Annotated in this window: 15 protein-coding genes and 5 pseudogenes; 10 read left to right on the top strand and 10 right to left on the bottom strand. The window is 36.5% G+C overall.

Features of this window, described 5'->3' with window-relative positions:
- Window positions 1-120: 120 nt before the first annotated feature.
- Window positions 121-1,242 (bottom strand): variable large family protein, encoded by a 1,122-nt coding sequence (locus QIA46_RS05095; RefSeq protein WP_418905896.1) that lies wholly within the window; start codon window positions 1,240-1,242, stop codon window positions 121-123.
- Between the two features lie 376 nt (window positions 1,243-1,618).
- Between QIA46_RS05095 and QIA46_RS05090 the strand changes: the two genes are divergently transcribed.
- A complete protein-coding gene (locus tag QIA46_RS05090; protein ID WP_418905895.1) occupies window positions 1,619-9,274 on the top strand; it encodes a variable large family protein in 7,656 nt (2,551 codons plus the stop codon).
- A 386-nt stretch (window positions 9,275-9,660) separates the two neighbouring features.
- Here the strand turns inward: QIA46_RS05090 and QIA46_RS05085 are convergent, their stop codons facing one another.
- Window positions 9,661-10,386, bottom strand: a complete 726-nt coding sequence (locus tag QIA46_RS05085; RefSeq protein ID WP_418905894.1) for a hypothetical protein — start codon at window positions 10,384-10,386, stop codon at window positions 9,661-9,663.
- A 739-nt stretch (window positions 10,387-11,125) separates the two neighbouring features.
- On the opposite strand from QIA46_RS05085, the gene QIA46_RS05080 reads away from it, so the two are divergent.
- The 6 genes and pseudogenes from QIA46_RS05080 to QIA46_RS05055 all read left to right on the top strand — a co-directional run.
- On the top strand, window positions 11,126-12,043 hold the full coding sequence (locus QIA46_RS05080; protein WP_418905893.1) for a plasmid maintenance protein: 918 nt from the start codon (window positions 11,126-11,128) through the stop codon (window positions 12,041-12,043).
- A complete protein-coding gene (locus QIA46_RS05075) occupies window positions 12,036-12,599 on the top strand; it encodes a DUF226 domain-containing protein (RefSeq protein WP_418905892.1) in 564 nt (187 codons plus the stop codon). Before QIA46_RS05080 ends, QIA46_RS05075 begins: the two co-directional genes overlap by 8 nt.
- Complete coding sequence (locus QIA46_RS05070) at window positions 12,572-13,327, top strand: ParA family protein (RefSeq protein ID WP_418905891.1); 756 nt, start codon at window positions 12,572-12,574, stop codon at window positions 13,325-13,327. The genes QIA46_RS05075 and QIA46_RS05070 overlap by 28 nt, the downstream gene beginning before the upstream one ends.
- 95 nt (window positions 13,328-13,422) lie before the next feature.
- Window positions 13,423-14,037: a chromosome replication/partitioning protein gene (locus tag QIA46_RS05065; protein ID WP_418905890.1), complete on the top strand. Its 615-nt coding sequence runs from the start codon at window positions 13,423-13,425 to the stop codon at window positions 14,035-14,037.
- A gap of 154 nt (window positions 14,038-14,191) precedes the next feature.
- Window positions 14,192-14,371, top strand: a complete 180-nt coding sequence (gene bdr, locus QIA46_RS05060) for a Bdr family repetitive protein (protein WP_418905889.1) — start codon at window positions 14,192-14,194, stop codon at window positions 14,369-14,371.
- A gap of 337 nt (window positions 14,372-14,708) precedes the next feature.
- Window positions 14,709-14,888 (top strand): annotated as a pseudogene (locus QIA46_RS05055) (plasmid maintenance protein); the annotation flags it as partial.
- On the opposite strand, the pseudogene QIA46_RS05050 reads toward QIA46_RS05055, so the two are convergent.
- A pseudogene (locus QIA46_RS05050) lies at window positions 14,884-14,964 on the bottom strand (ParA family protein); the annotation flags it as partial. The pseudogenes QIA46_RS05055 and QIA46_RS05050 sit on opposite strands and share 5 nt — an antisense overlap.
- A gap of 482 nt (window positions 14,965-15,446) precedes the next feature.
- Between QIA46_RS05050 and QIA46_RS05045 the strand changes: the two are divergent.
- Window positions 15,447-16,244, top strand: coding sequence for a complement regulator-acquiring protein (locus QIA46_RS05045; protein ID WP_418905888.1), 798 nt, complete (start codon window positions 15,447-15,449; stop codon window positions 16,242-16,244).
- Window positions 16,245-16,318: 74 nt separating this feature from the next.
- Window positions 16,319-16,841 (top strand): annotated as a pseudogene (locus QIA46_RS05040) (Rossmann-fold NAD(P)-binding domain-containing protein); the annotation flags it as partial.
- Here QIA46_RS05040 and QIA46_RS05035 read toward each other — a convergent pair.
- The 6 genes and pseudogenes from QIA46_RS05035 to QIA46_RS05010 form a co-directional block, all read right to left on the bottom strand.
- Window positions 16,811-17,291 (bottom strand): annotated as a pseudogene (locus QIA46_RS05035) (right-handed parallel beta-helix repeat-containing protein); the annotation flags it as partial. The pseudogenes QIA46_RS05040 and QIA46_RS05035 overlap by 31 nt on opposite strands.
- A 13-nt stretch (window positions 17,292-17,304) precedes the next feature.
- Window positions 17,305-17,691, bottom strand: a complete 387-nt coding sequence (locus QIA46_RS05030) for a BBA14 family lipoprotein (RefSeq protein WP_418905887.1) — start codon at window positions 17,689-17,691, stop codon at window positions 17,305-17,307.
- On the bottom strand, window positions 17,691-17,876 hold the full coding sequence (locus tag QIA46_RS05025; RefSeq protein ID WP_418905886.1) for a hypothetical protein: 186 nt from the start codon (window positions 17,874-17,876) through the stop codon (window positions 17,691-17,693). The genes QIA46_RS05030 and QIA46_RS05025 overlap by 1 nt, the downstream gene beginning before the upstream one ends.
- 47 nt (window positions 17,877-17,923) lie before the next feature.
- Window positions 17,924-18,058: a hypothetical protein gene (locus QIA46_RS05020; RefSeq protein ID WP_418905885.1), complete on the bottom strand. Its 135-nt coding sequence runs from the start codon at window positions 18,056-18,058 to the stop codon at window positions 17,924-17,926.
- Window positions 18,059-18,145: 87 nt separating this feature from the next.
- Window positions 18,146-18,754 carry a DUF261 family protein gene (locus tag QIA46_RS05015; protein WP_418905884.1) on the bottom strand — a complete coding sequence of 203 codons (609 nt, stop codon included), beginning with the start codon at window positions 18,752-18,754 and terminating at the stop codon, window positions 18,146-18,148.
- A 244-nt stretch (window positions 18,755-18,998) separates the two neighbouring features.
- Window positions 18,999-19,127 carry a hypothetical protein gene (locus QIA46_RS05010; RefSeq protein ID WP_418905883.1) on the bottom strand — a complete coding sequence of 43 codons (129 nt, stop codon included), beginning with the start codon at window positions 19,125-19,127 and terminating at the stop codon, window positions 18,999-19,001.
- A gap of 381 nt (window positions 19,128-19,508) precedes the next feature.
- Here QIA46_RS05010 and QIA46_RS05005 point away from each other — a divergent pair, with 381 nt between their 5' ends.
- Entirely contained in the window at window positions 19,509-19,820 is a 312-nt protein-coding gene (locus tag QIA46_RS05005; protein WP_418905882.1) for a plasmid maintenance protein, read from the top strand.
- Window positions 19,821-20,088: 268 nt separating this feature from the next.
- Here QIA46_RS05005 and QIA46_RS05000 read toward each other — a convergent pair.
- Window positions 20,089-20,381, bottom strand: a pseudogene (locus tag QIA46_RS05000) (hypothetical protein); the annotation flags it as partial.
- Window positions 20,382-20,505: the final 124 nt, after the last annotated feature.

Raw genomic sequence — 20,505 nt, 5'->3', positions numbered from 1 at the left:
AATTTATTATCTTTTAGTACAAGTCTTGTCACACAGGTAAGAGAATAGAAGGCGGAGAACATTTGGATACTCCCCGCCAGTATGTAATTTATCCTCTTCACTTATAAGAGAAGACAGCTGCTACGAGCCAGCTGTCGCGGTGGGAGTCTTAGACCCACTATCCTTAACAGCATCGCCAACTGTCTTCAACCCGGACTGTACCGCCTTTCGTACTAAATTTGTTAATGATGTAACGGTTTTTGTTACTGCACTCTCGACAGCATTCTTCACCGTCCCTTTATGATCACCATGATCAGCATTCTTCAAAGCAAACTCCCCATCCTTAGCCATTCCCCGCAAAACAATAGCAGCAGCAATCTGATCATCCTTCTTCATCGTCGCAAAAGCAGCAGCAGCCTGCTCCTCCTTGCTCCCAATAGCCGCCGCAATCGGATTTTTAGCATCCTTCACATCATCCACCGCCGCCTTCTCTCCCCCCTTAGCAGCATCAACAATAGCTTTTAATATCTGCTCCCCACTAACCGCACTAACAGCAGCAGCAGCCTTCCCTGCATCCTTACCATCCCCGCCCCCCTCATCATTATTCTTCTTCTTGTTAGCAAACAATTTCCCTGCATCCGTGTTCCCATCACCAGTAGCAGCAACAACATTCAACTTCCCAGCCTCACCAGCCTTCTCTGCAGCATCAACAATCCCCTTTATCCCATCAGCAATCCCATTAACACTCGTCGCTTCACCACCCTTTGCCGCCTTATTATTCTCAGCCTTAACAACATTCCCAACCGCATCAGCACCACCAGTAGCAGCAGCAGCAGCAACTTTGGCAGCTTTTGCCATCTCCTCTAACCACCCACTAATCTCTTTTATTGCACTCTCGACAGCACCACCAGCAATCCCATTAACACTCTTACCGTTACCACTTTTCTCATTGCTACCTTTTGGTGCTTCTTCATTATTCATTTTGGTTAATTTGTTTAAATCGGTTTTTGTTTCCTCTAATTTTTTAGCTAAAGAATCGAAATATGTTTTTACTTCTGATTTTTTAGGATCTGCCTTAAACCCTAGTGCATCTGCAACTAATCCACCAAAAGAGGTAAATACATCTAGGAAGCCATTGCCTAGTTGTATTACTGATTGGTAAAATTTGTTTGTTGGATCATCCTTTGCTGTATCACCAGCATTGCTGCAATTAATAAAGAAAAGTATTGTTCCTAGCATTATTGCACTTGAAATTTTTTTCATATTAGTCTCCTTAAAATATAAAGTATTACTATAGTTCAAAATAGTTGCTTTGACAAGTGAGTAGGTGAACTTTTTATATTATTTCTTTTTTTAAAAAAAGAAATAATATAAAAAGTTCACCTACTCACTTGTCAAAGCAACTATTTTGAACTATAGTAATACAATAAATTAAATTAAATTAAATTAAAAAATTTTTCTACTAGTAATTAATTTTATTAATTAAATAAATTACTTTTTTAAAACTCAATTACCAATACTATCTAATACTCCATGCAAAAATACCAAGAAAGGCCACTATTATCAATAGAATACCCTACAACAAAATTATCAAATTTATACTGAAATATCCTTAATTCAAAAAAGTTTTGCTTATAATATGAAAAAAATTTCAAGTGCAATAATGCTAGGAACAATACTTTTCTTTATTAATTGCAGCAATGCTGGTGATACAGCAAAGGATGATCCAACAAACAAATTTTACCAATCAGTAATACAACTAGGCAATGGCTTCCTAGATGTATTTACCTCTTTTGGTGGATTAGTTGCAGATGCACTAGGGTTTAAGGCAGATCCTAAAAAATCAGAAGTAAAAACATATTTCGATTCTTTAGCTAAAAAATTAGAGGAAACAAAAACCGATTTAAACAAATTAACCAAAATGAATAATGAAGAAGCACCAAAAGGTAGCAATGAGAAAAGTGGTAACGGTAAGAGTGTTAATGGGATTGCTGGTGGTGCTGTCGAGAGTGCAATAAAAGAGATTAGTGGGTGGTTAGAGGAGATGGCAAAAGCTGCCAAAGTTGCTGCTGATGCTGCTACTGGTGGTGCTGATAAGGCGGTTGGGAATGTTGTTAAGGCTGCGGCTAATACGGCGGCGGCAAAGGGTGGTGAAGCGACGAGTGTTAATGGGATTGCTGGTGGGATAAAGGGGATTGTTGCTGCTGCAGAGAAGGCTGGTGAGGCTGGGAAGTTGAATGTTGCTGCTGCTACTGGTGAGCAGAACGCGGATGCAGGGAAATTGTTTGCCAAGAAGGATAATGATGGCGGGGATAGTAATGATGCAGGGAAGGCTGCTGCTGCTGGTGCTGCTGATGCGGTTGGGAATGTTGTTAAGGCTGCGAATAATAAGGCGGCGCAGGGTGGTGAAGCGACGAGTGTTAATGGGATTGCTAATGGGATAAAGGGGATTGTTGATGCTGCAGAGAAGGCTGGTGAGGCTGGGAAGTTGAATGTTGTTGCTGCTGCTGGTGATGGGAACACGGAGGCGGGGAAATTGTTTGCCAAGAAGAAGGATAATGATAAGGGGGGCGGGGATGATAAGGATGCAGGGAAGGCTGCTGCTGCTGCTACTGGTGCTGCTGATGCGGTTGGGAATGTTGTTAATGCTAAGGATAATAAGGCGGCAAAGGGTGGTGAAGCGACGAGTGTTAATGGGATTGTTAGTGGGATAAAGGGGATTGTTGATGCTGCAGAGAAGGCTGGTGAGGCTGGGAAGTTGAATGTTGCTGCTGCTACTGGTGAGCAGAACACGGATGCAGGGAAATTGTTTGCTAACAAGAAGGATAATGATGGCGGGGATAATAAAGCTGCAGGGAAGGCTGCTGCTGCTGCTACTGGTGCTGCTGATGCGGTTGGGAATGTTGTTAATGCTAAGGATAATAAGGCGGCAAAGGGTGGTGAAGCGACGAGTGTTAATGGGATTGTTAGTGGGATAAAGGGGATTGTTGATGCTGCAGAGAAGGCTGGTGAGGCTGGGAAGTTGAATGTTGCTGCTGCTACTGGTGAGCAGAACGCGGATGCGGGGAAATTGTTTGCCAACAAGAAGGATGATAATGGGGGCGGGGATGGTAAAGCTGCAGGGAAGGCTGCTGCTGCTGTTAGTGCGGTTAGTGGGGAGAAAATATTAAAAGCTATTGTTGATGCTGCTGGTGGTGCTGATAAGGCGGCGGTGGAGGATGTTAAGGATGCTAAAAATCCGATTGAGGCGGCTATTGGGAGTACGGAGCAGAATAAGGCTGCTGATGCTTTTACGGATAACGGGATGAAGAAGGATGATCAGATTGCTGCTGCTATTGTTTTGCGGGGAATGGCTAAGGATGGGGAGTTTGCTTTGAAGAATGCTGATCATGGTGATCATAAAGGGACGATGAAGAATGCTGTCGAGAGTGCAGTAAAAGAGATTAGTGGGTGGTTAGAGGAGATGGCAAAAGCTGCCAAAGTTGCTGCTGGTGCTGCTACTGGTGGTGCTGGTGCGGTTGGGAATGTTGTTAAGGCTGCGGCTAATACGGCGGCAAAGGGTGGTGAAGCGAAGAGTGTTAATGGGATTGCTGATGGGATAAAGGGGATTGTTGCTGCTGCAGAGAAGGCTGGTGAGGCTGGGAAGTTGAATGTTGTTGCTGCTACTGGTGATGGGAACACGGATGCAGGGAAATTGTTTGCCAAGAAGAATAATGAGGGCGGGGATAGTAATGATGCAGGGAAGGCTGCTGCTGCTGTTAGTGCGGTTAGTGGGGAGCAGATATTAAAAGCTATTGTTGATGCTGCTGGTGGTGCTGATAAGGCGGCGGTGGCGGATGTTAAGGATGCCACAAATCCGATTGCGGCGGCTATTGGGAGTACGGGGGAGCAGAAGGATGCTGCTGCTGCTTTTGCGAAGGACGGGATGAAGAAGGATGATCAAATTGCTGCTGCTATTGTTTTGCGGGGAATGGCTAAGGATGGGGAGTTTGCTTTGAAGGATGCTGATGATCATAAAGGGACGGTGAAGAATGCTGTCGAGAGTGCAATAAAAGAGATTAGTGGGTGGTTAGAGGAGATGGCAAGAGCTGCCAAAGTTGCTGCTGGTGCTGCTACTGGTGGTGCTGGTGCGGTTGGGAATGTTGTTAAGGCTGCGGATAAGGCGGCAAAGGGTGGTGAAGCGACGAGTGTTAATGGGATTGCTAATGGGATAAAGGGGATTGTTGATGCTGCAGAGAAGGCTGGTGAGGCTGGGAAGTTGAATGTTGCTGCTGCTACTGGTGAGCAGAACGCGGATGCGGGGAAATTGTTTGCCAAGAAGAAGAATAATGATGATGGGGGCGGGGATGATAAAGCTGCAGGGAAGGCTGCTGCTGCTGTTAGTGCGGTTAGTGGGGAGCAGATATTAAAAGCTATTGTTGATGCTGCTGGTGGTGCTGATAAGGCGGCGGTGGCGGATGTTAAGGATGCCACAAATCCGATTGCGGCGGCTATTGGGAGCAAGGATGATAATAATGCTGAGGCTTTTACGGATAACGGGATGAAGAAGGATGATCAGATTGCTGCTGCTATTGTTTTGCGGGGAATGGCTAAGGATGGGGAGTTTGCTTTGAAGAATGAGGCTGCTCATGGTGATCATGAAGGGACGGTGAAGAATGCTGTCGAGAGTGCAATAAAAGAGATTAGTGGGTGGTTAGAGGAGATGGCAAAAGCTGCCAAAGTTGCTGCTGGTGCTGCTACTGGTGGTGCTGATGCGGTTGGGAATGTTGTTAAGGCTGAGAATAATAAGGCGGCAAAGGGTGGTGAAGAGAAGAGTGTTAATGGGATTGCTGATGGGATAAAGGGGATTGTTGCTGCTGCAGAGAAGGCTGGTGAAGCTGGGAAGTTGAATGTTGTTGCTGCTACTGGTGAGCAGAACGCGGATGCGGGGAAATTGTTTGCCAACAAGAAGGATGATGATAATGGGGGCGGGGATAGTAATGATGCAGGGAAGGCTGCTGCTGCTGTTAGTGCGGTTAGTGGGGAGCAGATATTAAAAGCTATTGTTGATGCTGCTGAGGGGGGAGCCAAGGCGGCGGTGGCGGATGTGAAGGATGCTAAAAATCCGATTGCGGCGGCTATTGGGAGCAAGGAGGAGAAGGCTGCTGAGGCTTTTGAGAAGATGAAGAAGGATGATCAGATTGCTGCTGCTATTGTTTTGCGGGGAATGGCTAAGGATGGGGAGTTTGCTTTGAAGAATGCTGCTCATGGTGCTCATAAAGGGACGGTGAAGAATGCTGTCGAGAGTGCAATAAAAGAGATTAGTGGGTGGTTAGAGGAGATGGCAAAAGCTGCCAAAGTTGCTGCTGATGCTGCTACTGGTGGTGCTGATAAGGCGGTTGGGAATGTTGTTAAGGCTAAGGATAATAAGGCAAAGGGTGGTGAAGCGACGAGTGTTAATGGGATTGCTGATGGGATAAAGGGGATTGTTGATGCTGCAGAGAAGGCTGGTGAGGCTGGGAAGTTGAATGTTGTTGCTGCTGCTGGTGCGCAGAACGCGGATGCAGGGAAATTGTTTGCTAACAAGAAGAATAATGATGAGGGGGGCGGGGATGATAAAGCTGCAGGGAAGGCTGCTGCTGCTGTTAGTGCGGTTAGTGGGGAGCAGATATTAAAAGCTATTGTTGATGCTGCTAAGGGGGGAGAGAAGGCGGCGGTGGATGATGTTAAGGATGCCACAAATCCGATTGCGGCGGCTATTGGGAGTACGGAGGAGAAGGCTGCTGCTGCTTTTGCGAATAACGGGATGAAGAAGGATGATCAGATTGCTGCTGCTATTGTTTTGCGGGGAATGGCTAAGGATGGGGAGTTTGCTTTGAAGAATGCGGCTGATGATGCTCATAAAGGGACGGTGAAGAATGCTGTCGAGAGTGCAGCAAAAGAGATTAGTGGGTGGTTAGAGGAGATGGCAAAAGCTGCCAAAGTTGCTGCTGATGCTGCTACTGGTGGTGCTGCTGATGCGGTTGGGAATGTTGTTAAGGCTGCGGCTAATAAGGCGGCAAAGGGTGGTGAAGCGACGAGTGTTAATGGGATTGCTAATGGGATAAAGGGGATTGTTGATGCTGCAGAGAAGGCTGGTGAGGCTGGGAAGTTGAATGTTGTTGCTGCTGCTGGTGATCAGAACGCGGATGCGGGGAAATTGTTTGCCAAGAAGAAGGATGATAATGGGGGCGGGGATGATAAAGCTGCAGGGAAGGCTGCTGCTGCTGTTAGTGCGGTTAGTGGGGAGCAGATATTAAAAGCTATTGTTGATGCTGCTGGTGGTGCTGATAAGGCGGCTGGGAATGTTGTTAAGGCTAAGGAGAATAAGGCGGTAAAGGGTGGTGAAGCGACGAGTGTTAATGGGATTGCTGGTGGGATAAAGGGGATTGTTGATGCTGCAGAGAAGGCTGGTGAGGCTGGGAAGTTGAATGTTGTTGCTGCTGCTGGTACGCAGAACGCGGAGGCGGGGAAATTGTTTGCCAAGAAGAAGAATAATGATGATGGGGGCGGGGATGATAAAGCTGCAGGGAAGGCTGCTGCTGCTGTTAGTGCGGTTAGTGGGGAGCAGATATTAAAAGCTATTGTTGATGCTGCTGGTGGTGCTGATAAGGCGGCGGTGGATGATGTGAAGGATGCCACAAATCCGATTGCGGCGGCTATTGGGAGTACGGGGGAGCAGGATGCTGAGGCTTTTACGAAGGACGGGATGAAGAAGGATGATCAGATTGCTGCTGCTATTGTTTTGCGGGGAATGGCTAAGGATGGGGAGTTTGCTTTGAAGGATGCTGATCATGGTGCTCATAAAGGGACGGTGAAGAATGCTGTCGAGAGTGCAATAAAAGAGATTAGTGGGTGGTTAGAGGAGATGGCAAAAGCTGCCAAAGTTGCTGCTGATGCTGCTACTGGTGGTGCTGGTGAGGCGGTTGGGAATGTTGTTAAGGCTAAGGATAATAAGGCGACACAGGGTGGTGAAGAGACGAGTGTTAATGGGATTGCTAATGGGATAAAGGGGATTGTTGATGCTGCAGAGAAGGCTGGTGAGGCTGGGAAGTTGAATGTTGTTGCTGCTGCTGGTGATGGGAACGCGGATGCGGGGAAATTGTTTGCCAAGAAGAAGGATGATAATGAGGGCGGGGATGGTAAAGCTGCAGGGAAGGCTGCTGCTGCTGTTAGTGCGGTTAGTGGGGAGCAGATATTAAAAGCTATTGTTGATGCTGCTAAGGGGGGAGCCAAGGCGGCGGTGGCGGATGTGAAGGATGCTACAAATCCGATTGCGGCGGCTATTGGGAGTACGGAGGAGAAGGCTGCTGCTGCTTTTGCGACGATGAAGAAGGATGATCAGATTGCTGCTGCTATTGTTTTGCGGGGAATGGCTAAGGATGGGGAGTTTGCTTTGAAGAATGATGCTCATGGTGCTCATAAAGGGACGGTGAAGAATGCTGTCGAGAGTGCAATAAAAGAGATTAGTGGGTGGTTAGAGGAGATGGCAAAAGCTGCCAAAGTTGCTGCTGATGCTGCTACTGGTGGTGCTGATAAGGCGGTTGGGAATGTTGTTAAGGCTGCGGTTGGTAAGGCGGCGCAGGGTGGTGAAGAGAAGAGTGTTAATGGGATTGCTAATGGGATAAAGGGGATTGTTGATGCTGCAGAGAAGGCTGGTGAGGCTGGGAAGTTGAATGTTGTTGCTGCTGCTGGTACGCAGAACGCGGATGCGGGGAAATTGTTTGCCAAGAAGAAGGATAATAATGGGGGCGGGGATGGTAAAGCTGCAGGGAAGGCTGCTGCTGCTGTTAGTGCGGTTAGTGGGGAGCAGATATTAAAAGCTATTGTTGATGCTGCTGGTGGTGCTGACAAGGCGGCGGTGGCGGATGTGAAGGGTGCCACAAATCCGATTGCGGCGGCTATTGGGAGTACGGAGCAGAAGGATGCTGATGCTGCTTTTGCGAAGGACGGGATGAAGAAGGATGATCAGATTGCTGCTGCTACTGTTTTGCGGGGAATGGCTAAGGATGGGGAGTTTGCTTTGAAGGATGCTGATGATCATAAAGGGACGGTGAAGAATGCTGTCGAGAGTGCAGTAAAAGAGATTAGTGGGTGGTCAGAGGAGATGGCAAAAGCTGCCAAAGTTGCTGCTGATGCTGCTACTGGTGCTGCTGATGCGGTTGGGAATGTTGTTAAGGCTGAGGTTGATAAGGCGGTACAGGGCGGTGAAGAGAAAAGCTTTAATGGGATTGCTGGTGGGATAAAGGGGATTGTTGATGATGCAGAGAAGGCTGGTGAGGCTGGGAAGTTGAATGTTGTTGCTGCTGCTGGTGCGCAGAACGCGGAGGCGGGGAAATTGTTTGCCAAGAAGAAGGATAATAATGGGGGCGGGGATGGTAAGGATGCAGGGAAGGCTGCTGCTGCTGTTAGTGCGGTTAGTGGGGAGCAGATATTAAAAGCTATTGTTGATGCTGCTGGTGGTGCTGACAAGGCGGCGGTGGCGGATGTGAAGGGTGCCAAAAATCCGATTGCGGCGGCTATTGGGAGTACGGGGGAGCAGGCTGCTGCTGAGGCTTTTGCGACGATGAAGAAGGATGATCAGATTGCTGCTGCTATTGTTTTGCGGGGAATGGCTAAGGATGGGGAGTTTGCTTTGAAGGATGCTGATCATGGTGCTCATAAAGGGACGGTGAAGAATGCTGTCGAGAGTGCAGTAAAAGAGATTAGTGGGTGGTTAGAGGAGATGGCAAAAGCTGCCAAAGTTGCTGCTGATGCTGCTACTGGTGCTGCTGGTGAGGCGGTTGGGAATGTTGTTAAGGCTAAGAATAATACGGCGGCAGCAAAGGGTGGTGAAGAGAAAAGCGTTAATGGGATTGCTGGTGGGATAAAGGGGATTGTTGCTGCTGCAGAGAAGGCTGGTGAGGCTGGGAAGTTGAATGTTGCTGCTGCTGCTGGTGAGCAGAACACGGAGGCGGGGAAATTGTTTGCCAAGAAGAAGGATAATAATGGGGGCGGGGATGGTAAAGCTGCAGGGAAGGCTGCTGCTGCTGGTGAGCAGAACACGGAGGCGGGGAAATTGTTTGCCAAGAAGAAGGATAATAATGGGGGCGGGGATGGTAAAGCTGCAGGGAAGGCTGCTGCTGCTGTTAGTGCGGTTAGTGGGGAGCAGATATTAAAAGCTATTGTTGATGCTGCTAAGGGGGGAGCCAAGGCGGCGGTGGCTGATGTGAAGGATGCTAAAAATCCGATTGCGGCGGCTATTGGGAGCAAGGATGATAAAAAAAGAATTACCTAAAATTTCTTTTTTCTCAGGTTGAAGCATGGGACATTGATAAAGGAAAGATTTTAGCACATTTGAGTTAACAAATAAAAAAGACTTAAAAAAAGTATTAACCAGAGATAGCCAATGTCAAACCTAAAGAGTATTCTATAGAAAAATTGCAAGCAACACAAATGAAAGAAATATAAATTAAAGCAGAAACTGCCCGAAGTAACGCTTGTGTATTCTGCCTAGTGGATAAAAATTCTTACCCCCCCAAAAAAGCTATTCCAAAATGAAACAATCTGCTATTTATAATCTTTGATTTATAAATAGCAGATTACCTTAAGGATTGCAACACCTCCCCCTAACCAATCTCATATAAAACAAAAAAACCATCAAAATAATAAAAACCTTCTAAATTAATTTAGATTAAAATAAACATGCACGGCCATTGCCGCACTTTTTATTTTACAAACCGCCTCACTTAAAGTTATCATATTGCCATGCTCATCTTTATTTTTATCTTTAAGCTCATTATACAAGCCTTCAAAATACGTTTCAACATTATTCATAAGCGTCTTTACACATTTATTAACTTTAATTACGCTTTTATTACTTGAGTCTTCTAAAGATACACATATCGATGAATTTTTATTATTAAAATCATCTACTGCCTTTTTAAGGGCATTATATTTACTATTACTATTATCTTTTCCATCAATTACTGCTATTTTCAACAACTCATCTAGCAAATTTATCATCTTTAATCCATTCTCTAAATTATTCTTAGCTGCTGATGAAACATTATAACCTGCACCAATTAATGCTTTAAAAGCTAAATCGATCTTTTCCGATGACTTTTTGATTAATTCAACTAACTTAGGAGCGTCTTTTACTTCTATATTCTTACCATTGTTTCCATTTTTCTTTTGAGTAACTTCGTTATTAGACTTTTCAGCATCAATCCTTGCTTCACTCACCAAGCTTGAGAGATCTTGAGCACTCAATGTTTTAATTTTTTCTTCACTTAGCCCTATAATTTTATCTGTATCATTTAACATCCGACCACTCTCTGTAAATGTCATCACGTTATCTTTATTCACTTCTTCAATAGTATTATCCCCATACCATTTACACGAACTCATCAATATTAACAACACTATTCTTTTCATTTTCAAACTCCTTAAATTTAAACAACAATAATTGTTATTAACAATACAGCAATTTAGTAATTTAACTATTTTTTATTGTTTTTCATTATTAAAAATGATGCAATAAATAATTTAAAAATTTAAGCTAAAAGTTTTGAGTATTTTTTATACTTAAATCAAACCCTTAGTCGAATATAACTATTCCAAGTAATGGCTTTGGGCATATATTATAAAGTTCGGGAGAATGACCTATCACAAATATTAATTAAAATTTTTTAATTAGGAAGAGAAATACCTTTGAGTTAAGGGCTAGCAAACCAATAATCCTAAATATTCTCTAAAAATTTAAAAATATCAAAAAAATAAAAAGATTCTATCAATAGAATTAATCTCATTAAGAGCTGCTAAGCTGTATAAGAAAATTTCAAATCAAATAAAAGACTTTTTACACAAATTATTTCTTTACTTTATAGCTAAATAATAAAAATACAGTAATAGAGAGCTTGTCAATTCGGAACATGTAAAAAGGATTTTAGAGAAAATATTAATAATTTATAACAGCATAGGGGGTTTTCGTAGAAAATTGTTATATAAATCAGAAGGTGGAATAAAATAAAAAGCTATTTCTATAATCTTTGATTTAAAATCAATAGTTCAAAGGTTGAAATTAATCAAATATTTTGATTATAATAAAGTTAATATTAATAAAAATACACTGAAAATGGAGATTAAAATGAAATCAGCTATATCTAACCATAACCATCAAACCCATAAAAACAGGCTACTTAGTAAAACCTGCAGACTGAAAAAAATTATTTCGGTTATTATTTACTTAAATAAAGAGTTTGAAAAAAAATACAATACATCAATTAACAAAGAACACTTTACTCCCGAAAAAGTAAAAGAAATTCGAATTCATCATCAAGGAGATATACTTCGAGTACTAAACTCAAATATACATAGAGAAAATAAAAAAGAAACTACAATTAATACTCTACGGGCAGATTTAAGATTTTTAGCTAAGCTAAAAGCATTAGAAAAAAGATTGCTAACATTTTCAAATAACTTTGGAGAATTTAAAGGAAAGCTTTGTATATATAAAGTGTCACCCATTGCACATAAATTGATTGATACATATTTTAGCAACACTAAAGCAGATTTAATTAAAAAAGCAAAGAAAGAAAAAGATGCCTTAAAAGAAGAAAAAGGATGTTTTATCACTGAAAATATCACTGAAAATATCACTGTATATAATAAACAATATATAAATAAATATAATAAGAATTCTATAGAAAACTCTTTATTCAAAAGAATCAAATCAATAGCTTCCAAAACCAAAAACCCAATTAAGACGCTAAAAAATACTTTACTAAACTATAAAGATTTTAAAAATTACCTAAAATGTGATTATGAGGTAAAAGATATTAAAGAATTTTTTTTATCCAAACTAAACCTCTATAAGCACAAAATTCATTTTATGAGAAAGATAGCACCTTATAAAACCGACTTTTATGTTCTTGCAGGAGAATTTAAAGACAATTATACTACTAAATGGAAAGTAAATAAAATAACAAGCTTTTCAGGGCATGCTGGCATAATCGCCAATAATATCTTGGATAATATTTTGGAAAAAGGATTAAAAATTGAATAGATTATTTGAAAAACTAAAACAAAAAAAAGCTTCAATAAGGATTAGCGACATTTCAATCAAAAAATCCACTTTTAGTAAGATAGAAAAGATAGACGGCAAAAAAGTATACTACACAAAAATATTTAAACATTTAATTGATTTTAGAGTTACCAACAAAGAGCAAAGACTTAGACTTGTTTTTCAAGAATTTAATAATAATAAAGATTATTACTTTTTCAATCTTTTTGCATTAGAAGAAAATGATAAATTTTTAGGAATAAAATATGGGTGGGATCGCCTTGAAAAACCTTTCTTCATTAAAAAAGAAGATAATAAAATTTATGCAATAAAAAAGCTATATCACATAGAGTTTAAGTTTAAAAAAGGATCTATTAAATCTTACATATTATCTTTAAGAACTTTGTTAAGAAAAAAAGAAAAAGAAAACACCGAATACTATCAATTTACGCTAAATCATTTAGAAAAAATGGAAACCAAAGTATACAAGTTTTACAATAAAAAATTACCAGATGGAGGAATTTTAAAAAAATGGATATTAAAAAATCGGATATCATAACAATGGCTTCAATTAAAGGAGGAGTTGGAAAAAGCACGCTTTCCATACTTTTTTCGTATATACTAAAAGAACTAGGGAAAAAAGTGTTATTAATTGATTTAGATCCCCAAAATTCTTTAACTTCCTATTTTAATAGATATATTTCAGATATTGAAAAATACAATGCTTACAGTATGTTAAAAGGAGATTTTCATTTTAATGAATGCATTTGTAAAATTAATGATTATATATCTATAATTCCTTCTCATCCTATTTTAGGAAAGTTTAATTCGGAGGCTATTGATTATAAAGAAATTATTTTAGAACACTATTTAAATGAAAATATTCAAAATTATAATTTTGATTATGTTTTACTAGATACTCCTCCCAGTTTAGATTTTCTTTTAAAGAATGCCTTAAATGTTACGGATTATATTATAATTCCAGTTCAATTAGAAATATGGTCAATAGAAAGTTTTACTATTTTGATTGATGCAGTTAATAGTATTACAAAATTTAGAAAAAAAATATACAATATTTCTATTGTAGAAAACCAGTTTATAAAAAATAGAAAAACACTAAAAGAAGTGGAAGATTTGCTTTATAAAGAATATGGAGAATATATTAAGGGTAAGGTTCATTTTTCAAATAGTATAAAAGTTCTTATAAATGGACGATTAGAACCCTCCAAAAAAGAAGTGTATCATAAAGAAATAAAAGATACTTTAAAAAACATTTTTTCTTTGTAGTCAATAAAAATATTAACTACAATATTGCTTATTTAGAGTTGTCCGATATCGGACAGGCAATTTTTGGTAAAAATATGTAAAAACAGGAGCGAATAATGGAAAAAAAAGAAAATAAAGAGCGGGTAACTTTATATAAAAGAGTTGAAATGCCTACACGAGAAGAATTTAGTTTAAATAACAATCAAGATGAGGAATTAAAAAATTACAATGAATTAAAGGAAAAGTTGAAATTAAATTTAAAATCTGACATTAATAATAAAATTCAAAGAATGAAAATTCTATATGAAATTAAGCAAAAAAAACTTTATAAATATGATGGTTTTAAAAGTTTTAAACAGTTTGTAAAGTCTTATATAATTGCTAGAAGCCAGGCGTATATGTATTTGAAAATTTATGAGAAAGTTTTAGAAGGGGCTATTTCTATTGAAAAAGTTAAAGAAATAGGCTTTGTGGCTACATATAAAAATATATTAAAAAACAACCCATCATATATATATAAAGAAAATACAGAAGAAGATGATGGCAGTCAAAGTATATCTATTAGAATTTCAATGCAGGATAAAGAAGTTTATAATTTTTGTAAAAAAGATATTAAAAGAATCTATTTTATTCTAGAAAGGCTAATTAAAGATAAAAAAAATATCTTGTCAGATCTTATTATTGATTATGAAAATCGTAGAAAAAATAAAAAGAAAAAATCGAACTCTTGATTAAAGTTGTATAATATATTATTATCGAATTAGGTTAGAGAATTTCTCTCTCTCCGTTTTCAGTAGTAAAATATTTGCCCATAGGGGCTTTTTTTGTGTCTGCTATATTTGAATGAATCATTATTTCTTAATTTCTCAGAGATATAATAAACATATGTTAGAGACAAGAGTTAATGAAAATGGCATATATAAGCAACTTGTTGGATTGGGTATGAATAAAGCATTAGTAAGTGATTTGGCTACTATATTGTATCATAATGAAATAATAATAAAGGATTTAGAGATTGTTAAATTAGAGCTTCAAGGTTTTGTAAGAGATGGAATTACATTGTAAAAAACAAAATTAATATCGTAAAAGAAGAAATTAAGAGCTTAAAAACCGAATTCGATAGTAAATTGCAATTTTATAGTTAGATGATAAGAATTGTATTTGCCTCTCAAGTTACGATAGTAGATATTTTAGTTGGTCCATTCTTTTATATAGAGAATAAATTATAAAATGAGCTGATATTTCTATAATTGATTATAGAAATATCAGCTCCCCCAGTATTGCGATTTATATAAAATGTGTAATAAAATAAATCAATAAGAAGCAAAACGTTTTTTTATTGTTAAAAATTGATTCTACTTGTAAATAAGTTTGAATTATTCCATTTGGATTGCTGCTGCTATTACTTTATTATTTTAATAAAAATCTTAAAAGAAATGGTCAAAATCCTGCTAAATAAAATAAAAACATTACAAAACTATATTTACAGACTGAAAAAAGAATTTAAAGTAACAATCAATTATTTAAACACTCGGGAGTCAATTATAAAACCGAAGTTTACTATAAGCTTAGATATCAAGAATTATAGCATTTGTACTTTTACCAACACCCCCTTTTATACTGGCAATGTTTATTATTTTTATTCTTTTTTTATCCATTTGGATATATATCAGTTTTATCTATTATTTATTTTAAATCGATAGTATTTTTGTTTTTTATATGCCTTTATCAAAATAACACACAGGATTGTTAATCGATGCGGATACCAAGCAACAGCTACTAGTTATTTTTATGAAAAATTAAAAGATAATTTGGACATTAATAGCGAAATTCTTAGAGCAGTGAACAATTAAAACTTAATTCCCAGCTATTTGACATTTCATAGTTTGAATGGAGTTTTTATTGCCGAAATAAGCACAAAGCTATTGATACACAATTATTGATTTTATCTTCGAATTGGTGTAACCTTAAGTTAAGGCTAAGTTTTTCATTCAAAATTCACTTTAATTTGTGGCTGCCATTGTTAGTTGCTAAAGCTTAATTAAGCTTTTATTTTAAAAAAAAATAATAATAAGTTTTACACTAGTCTTAAGTATATCAATTTTTATTCAATAATTTCTATAACAATGAGGAGAATGTTTTGAAAAAAAATAATTTAATTATAATAATCTATTTTCTAAGCCTTTCGTCATGCAATCCAGCAAATTCAATATTGAAGGATGCGAGTTTTGAATTTAATCGAAATAAAAAAATAATCGAAGAAAATTTAAAGCCAGAAGAAAATAGCTTAAAAAATGATAAAGTTCAAGACGATTTGATAGTTAAGATAATTGAAATTATTACGCTAGTTGAAGAACAAGTAATCTTAGATAAAGCCAAAATTGAACCTAGAGATCAATTTGGTATGAAAGACTTTGTATTCAATAATCTCATATTAGATTCTAATCACGAGAGATATTCACACAATGAAAATAAAGATATACGAAGAAAATTTTATTCATCTTTGAATTATAATGAGAAGTTATTAAGAACTTTTGGTGAAATCCTTAATAAAATATCAAGCGATATGGATAATAAAAATTTAGATTTAATTATCGTTAAAGCCGGCCAATATTATTCTCAATATGATTTAGAATTTTCGGCTGAAAAAATAAAAGAAAAAATGTATAAACTAATGGGTTTAAATATAGAGGAGTTAAGGCTTATTTTAAGCAAACTTAAAGAGTTGTTAACTTTTAAAGAAAAGTGGATTGATATTGCAAATCAAATTATTAGTTATTGTGAAAATAATATCAATTTAAACCATATTAAAGATGGTTTAGGAAGGACCATAGAGCTTATTGAATATATTAATTTAAATTATGGGTATTTTTTAAAATATGAAATACTTAAGACTGAAACTTTATCTTCTGAAATAACAAAAATTTTAAATAAGTAATCAAACAATTTATGTATTTTTTACAGAATTTATCAAGGTAAAAATTTTTACCTTGATAAATTCTTGCGGCTTGCGCTTATATATCATATTTAGGACCTAAGGGGAATCAAATAGGCTCAAAAGAATCTATGATAGATCCCCGTCGCCAGAGTTTTGGGGCGCATGTATAATGCTATTGGGTTTAGAGGGTTTTCTCAACAGGCTGTTGAATGTTTAGCTAATTATTCTAATGTTACTGTTTGCAATGGATTGACAAATATTTCTCATCCAACCCAAATACTTGCCGATTTAAGACAATAAAAGAGCATAAGGGGAGTTTGAAGGGAATTAAAATAGTCTTTTGTGGCAATGGTAGGGGGGAATATTGCTAATTCTTTATTGAAAGGCTGTGCTATTATGGGGCTTGATTTTAGAATTTTTGTTCCCAAGGAGCTTTTTCCAGACCCCGATTTGACGCTTAAGGCCAGGGCTTTGGCGCTAGATAGTCGGGGGGATAAAAAAATTACAATTACAGATTCTAAAGAAGGGGCTGTTAAGTGCGCTGATGTTGTGTATACAGATGTGTGGATATCTATGAGAGAGAGTAATTGTAAAGAATTGTATACAAAAAGCCAGTCTGGTACAAAATTGATAGGGAATTGAACTGGATTTTCGAATGCAATCTTTAAGAGGCTTGAATAGTCGTTAACCGTAAACGATACGCTTTTGGTACTATTGAATAAGTCTCTGCTGAAAAATTTTTCTAAAATTCCTCTAAAAACGGGTTTATTCTGAAAGTCCGCTTGCATTGAAACTAAACTTACTTGCTGCTGTTTTTAGGCTTGGATCGACTATTTTTTCTTCTAATACAATGCTTGTAGTATCAATAAAAGGGATAAGTTCAAAAATTTGACCCTCGTCCGTGTAGAATACAATATCAAGCCCCAAAGAAGTACAATTTTCCGATGTTTCTTCTTTGGGATATGAGATTTCCTCATTTTCGGTGCTTTTTTCAGTTTCTTGATTTAAGGCTTCGGGTTCTTGATTTGAATTGTCTTGATCTTTCAACTTGATACAATCCTTATCTTCTGCTGTATTTTTTGTAATACCCAAATACAATCGGTTCGGTTTTTTCTATGTATCGATTGTAGTAGGTAATTCGATTTTTTAGTATATTTGTTTCTTTAGTTTTATTTTCATCGCTAAACACGGGATCAAAATTTTCAAACATAGGAAATTTGTCATTAGGATAGTATTTGATCACATAAGATTTTACAGTCAAAAGCCAAACATTTAGTGCGGTTGAGTATCTAGAAAGTTCTGCTTCATCGATCATTAAATTTTCAATATCTTCTTTGTTTGTTAAGGTTGGTTTTTGGGGAAGTGATGGTATTGATTTACAAGAAAGAAATAGTAATAGTAGCCAAAATATCCCTAAAAAATTAATTTTTGTCTTTAAATTTTTCATTATTTGCTCCCTTGAACTTGATTTTGTAAATCTTTTAACATTTTGCTTGTGACCTCGTATCTAAGCTTTAAAAGCTTTTTGTATTCTGAAAAAATCACCTCCATAAGCTTTACAAGCTTGTATTGAGAGTTCAATTGTATCTTTGAGTCGTTTATCAATTTGTTCAACATCCGCTTGATCTTCATTGTTTTTTTTCGATTTTGTCTTTAATGTAGAGTATGAATTTCAAAAGTTAGCTTGTAAATGTCATTCCTTCGTTTACAATATCTAGTTTTTCGCTACCAAAAGAACTTTCAAGCCCCTTTAGAAGTGAATTTTTGATGTCTACTGTTTCTAGTAACTCATTGATGTTTTTAATTGCGTTCATTACGCTACCTCCAAATTATTTCTAAATTTTGCACTGTAAAATTCTAGTCTATCCTTTACGCGATCTAAAATTTCTTTATTTTGAATTTTAAATACTCTTAAAGACCCCAAGTGTCCGTTGGGAAACAGTTTTGGAGTTACCAAGTGAATCCCAAATGATAGTTTTTAGGTCGCTGTTTAAGATTACAAAATGGTAAAAATTAGAATTTGTGTCTTTGTACTTACCAATCAAAATATCAGATTCTGATGGGATATTAGAGGTTGGATGATGTTTTTCTTCAAAGAAAATATCTTCATCAATACCCAAGTTTGCAAATATTGCATTTGGAGAATTAACAAATGCATTGTCACCCCCCCCTAGGCAGCCTTTACTTACAAGACCTTTGAAAAGTAAATCAATCTCAAAACAATCAAAACATTTTTCAACGCTGTTTTTGATTTCTTTTACCACAAATCCAATAAATAAAATACAAGGAAAATAACATCCAAATTTTGAAATAACTTCATTTTGTTCTTTAAATTGCATTTGCAAGGGCACGGCAAGTCTGTGAATTTCGACTTCTTTTACAGTTCCTTTGTAAGAATTTTTGAAACATGCTACACTTTCAAGTAATTCCGATTTGTACTTTTTTATAAAGTAGTCTTTTAAAAGTTTGTAGAAAAAATTGTAAATGCATAAAAACATTTTGTTATTCATTTACTTTCTCCAAGTTTTCTAAAATTTTTTTCTATTTCTTCTTTTAGAAGTTCTTGTATTTTGATTCGATCTTTTGAGAAAATGTTTCTAACTTCCAATATCAAATTTTCTTTGTTAACTGCGGTAATAAATTCTGTAGTTCTTTTTAGTTCTTCTTTAATGGAGTTTTTAATTTCTTCGAATTCAGATTTAATTTTGGCATTGTAGTAATCTTCGAGTTCTTTAAAGACTTCGTATTTGGCTTTTAGGACTGAAGTTTTTTTAGATCAGCCATCACCCCTTTAAAAGCGTATGTGCCAAGCCCAGAGATAGATATTACTAGCATTGCTACAATGCTGCCAATAATATTGATTTGTTTTTTTACTCTTGTCATATAATTCCTTTAATTTTTTAAATTTTTAAAAAAACCATATTTTACTTACTTTTAAAAAAATAAATAAAATATGGTCTAGCTAAACTGGATTAAAAATCCAAACGTTATCTAACAATGTCAAAACTATTACATTATTAGGTATTTCGTAATTGTATTCCGTTTTTGCTAAAAACCAAAAAACCAAAAATTTTTTGGTTTTTCTTAAGACAAAAAATTTAAATTGATATATACTATGTGTGCATGGAGAGGTTACATTTTTTAGAAATGCATCTTAAAAAAATTTTTAAAGGAAAATAAGTTTAAGTAGCACTGCTTGCAGCGCGACTTAAGCCTCGTACACAAAATAAAGTTTATGTGTAAGAGGTTGTAAAAAAACAAATTATGAATAAAATTTCATTAAATAATGTTAGACTTAGTAAAGTGTTATTACGTGAATTGCTTACCAAATTGGTAGCTTTAAACAGTAAGAAAGAACACTGTTCTAACACGATTAAAGTGTCTCAAGTTGAGTCACTGATCAAAAAAATGAGATCAAACCAATACGATAGACTTTTAAAGGTTTATTGGGTGATTGATGTCAAAAATCAAAATTACAAAAACTCTTGTGGAGTTGTTAGTTATTCGGCGTGCGATATTTATAGGCTGGTTGCTGATCTGCTCAAAAAAGATAGCAAAAAGGTTGTAAAAGCTTAGCGTGAAAAACAGAGTGTCAGTTGTTATTGCATCAGTAGCTCTAACTCACAAAACTTTTTATTAGTTAAAACACCTTGTATATTAAATCTATCACAAAAACTCAATTACATTAAATCATTTGCACCTCTAAAGCTCAATCAAAGCAATCTAAATCATTATCTAAACAGTTCTACTGGAACCAAACTTACAATTATTAATCTGATTTCGAATTTTTTCACTGAAAAGGAACCTTGCAAAAATTTGCATAATCTAAAATTATACATTAATGAATACATCTGGAAATTTCATTAGAGCAAATTAGAGAATATGTTTCAATTTGTAAACCGTTATCCAATGCATAAGAAAGTATATCGGATTTGAAATTGTAAGGAGTTTTGATATTTTGATTTTTTAGATGAGCTAATGAAATTCCAGAAGCCATAATAATTCCAAGTAATTGGTGAGTAGTGCTAGTAGAATTGATAAGATGTTTGCTAATTAGAATAAATTCATTCGGATTTATTCTGTATAAATTTTTCTGTTTAGCAGATTTTTTTTAAAAAAGAACTTGAATAAAAACATATAAACATTACACACTTTTAGTTAAAACTTGCAACAGGTTAAAGTTTTGCTGCTTGGTAGGTATAGTTTTATCTATTTAGTTAATCTTTAGAGTGGAAATATCTATACTAATTAAAAATTATAT

It is taken from the genome of Borreliella carolinensis (genome assembly GCF_032595855.2).
Lineage (GTDB): Bacteria > Spirochaetota > Spirochaetia > Borreliales > Borreliaceae > Borreliella > Borreliella carolinensis.
Note: the sequence above shows the minus strand (reverse complement) of the source record. Positions and strands in the feature narration are given on the sequence as shown.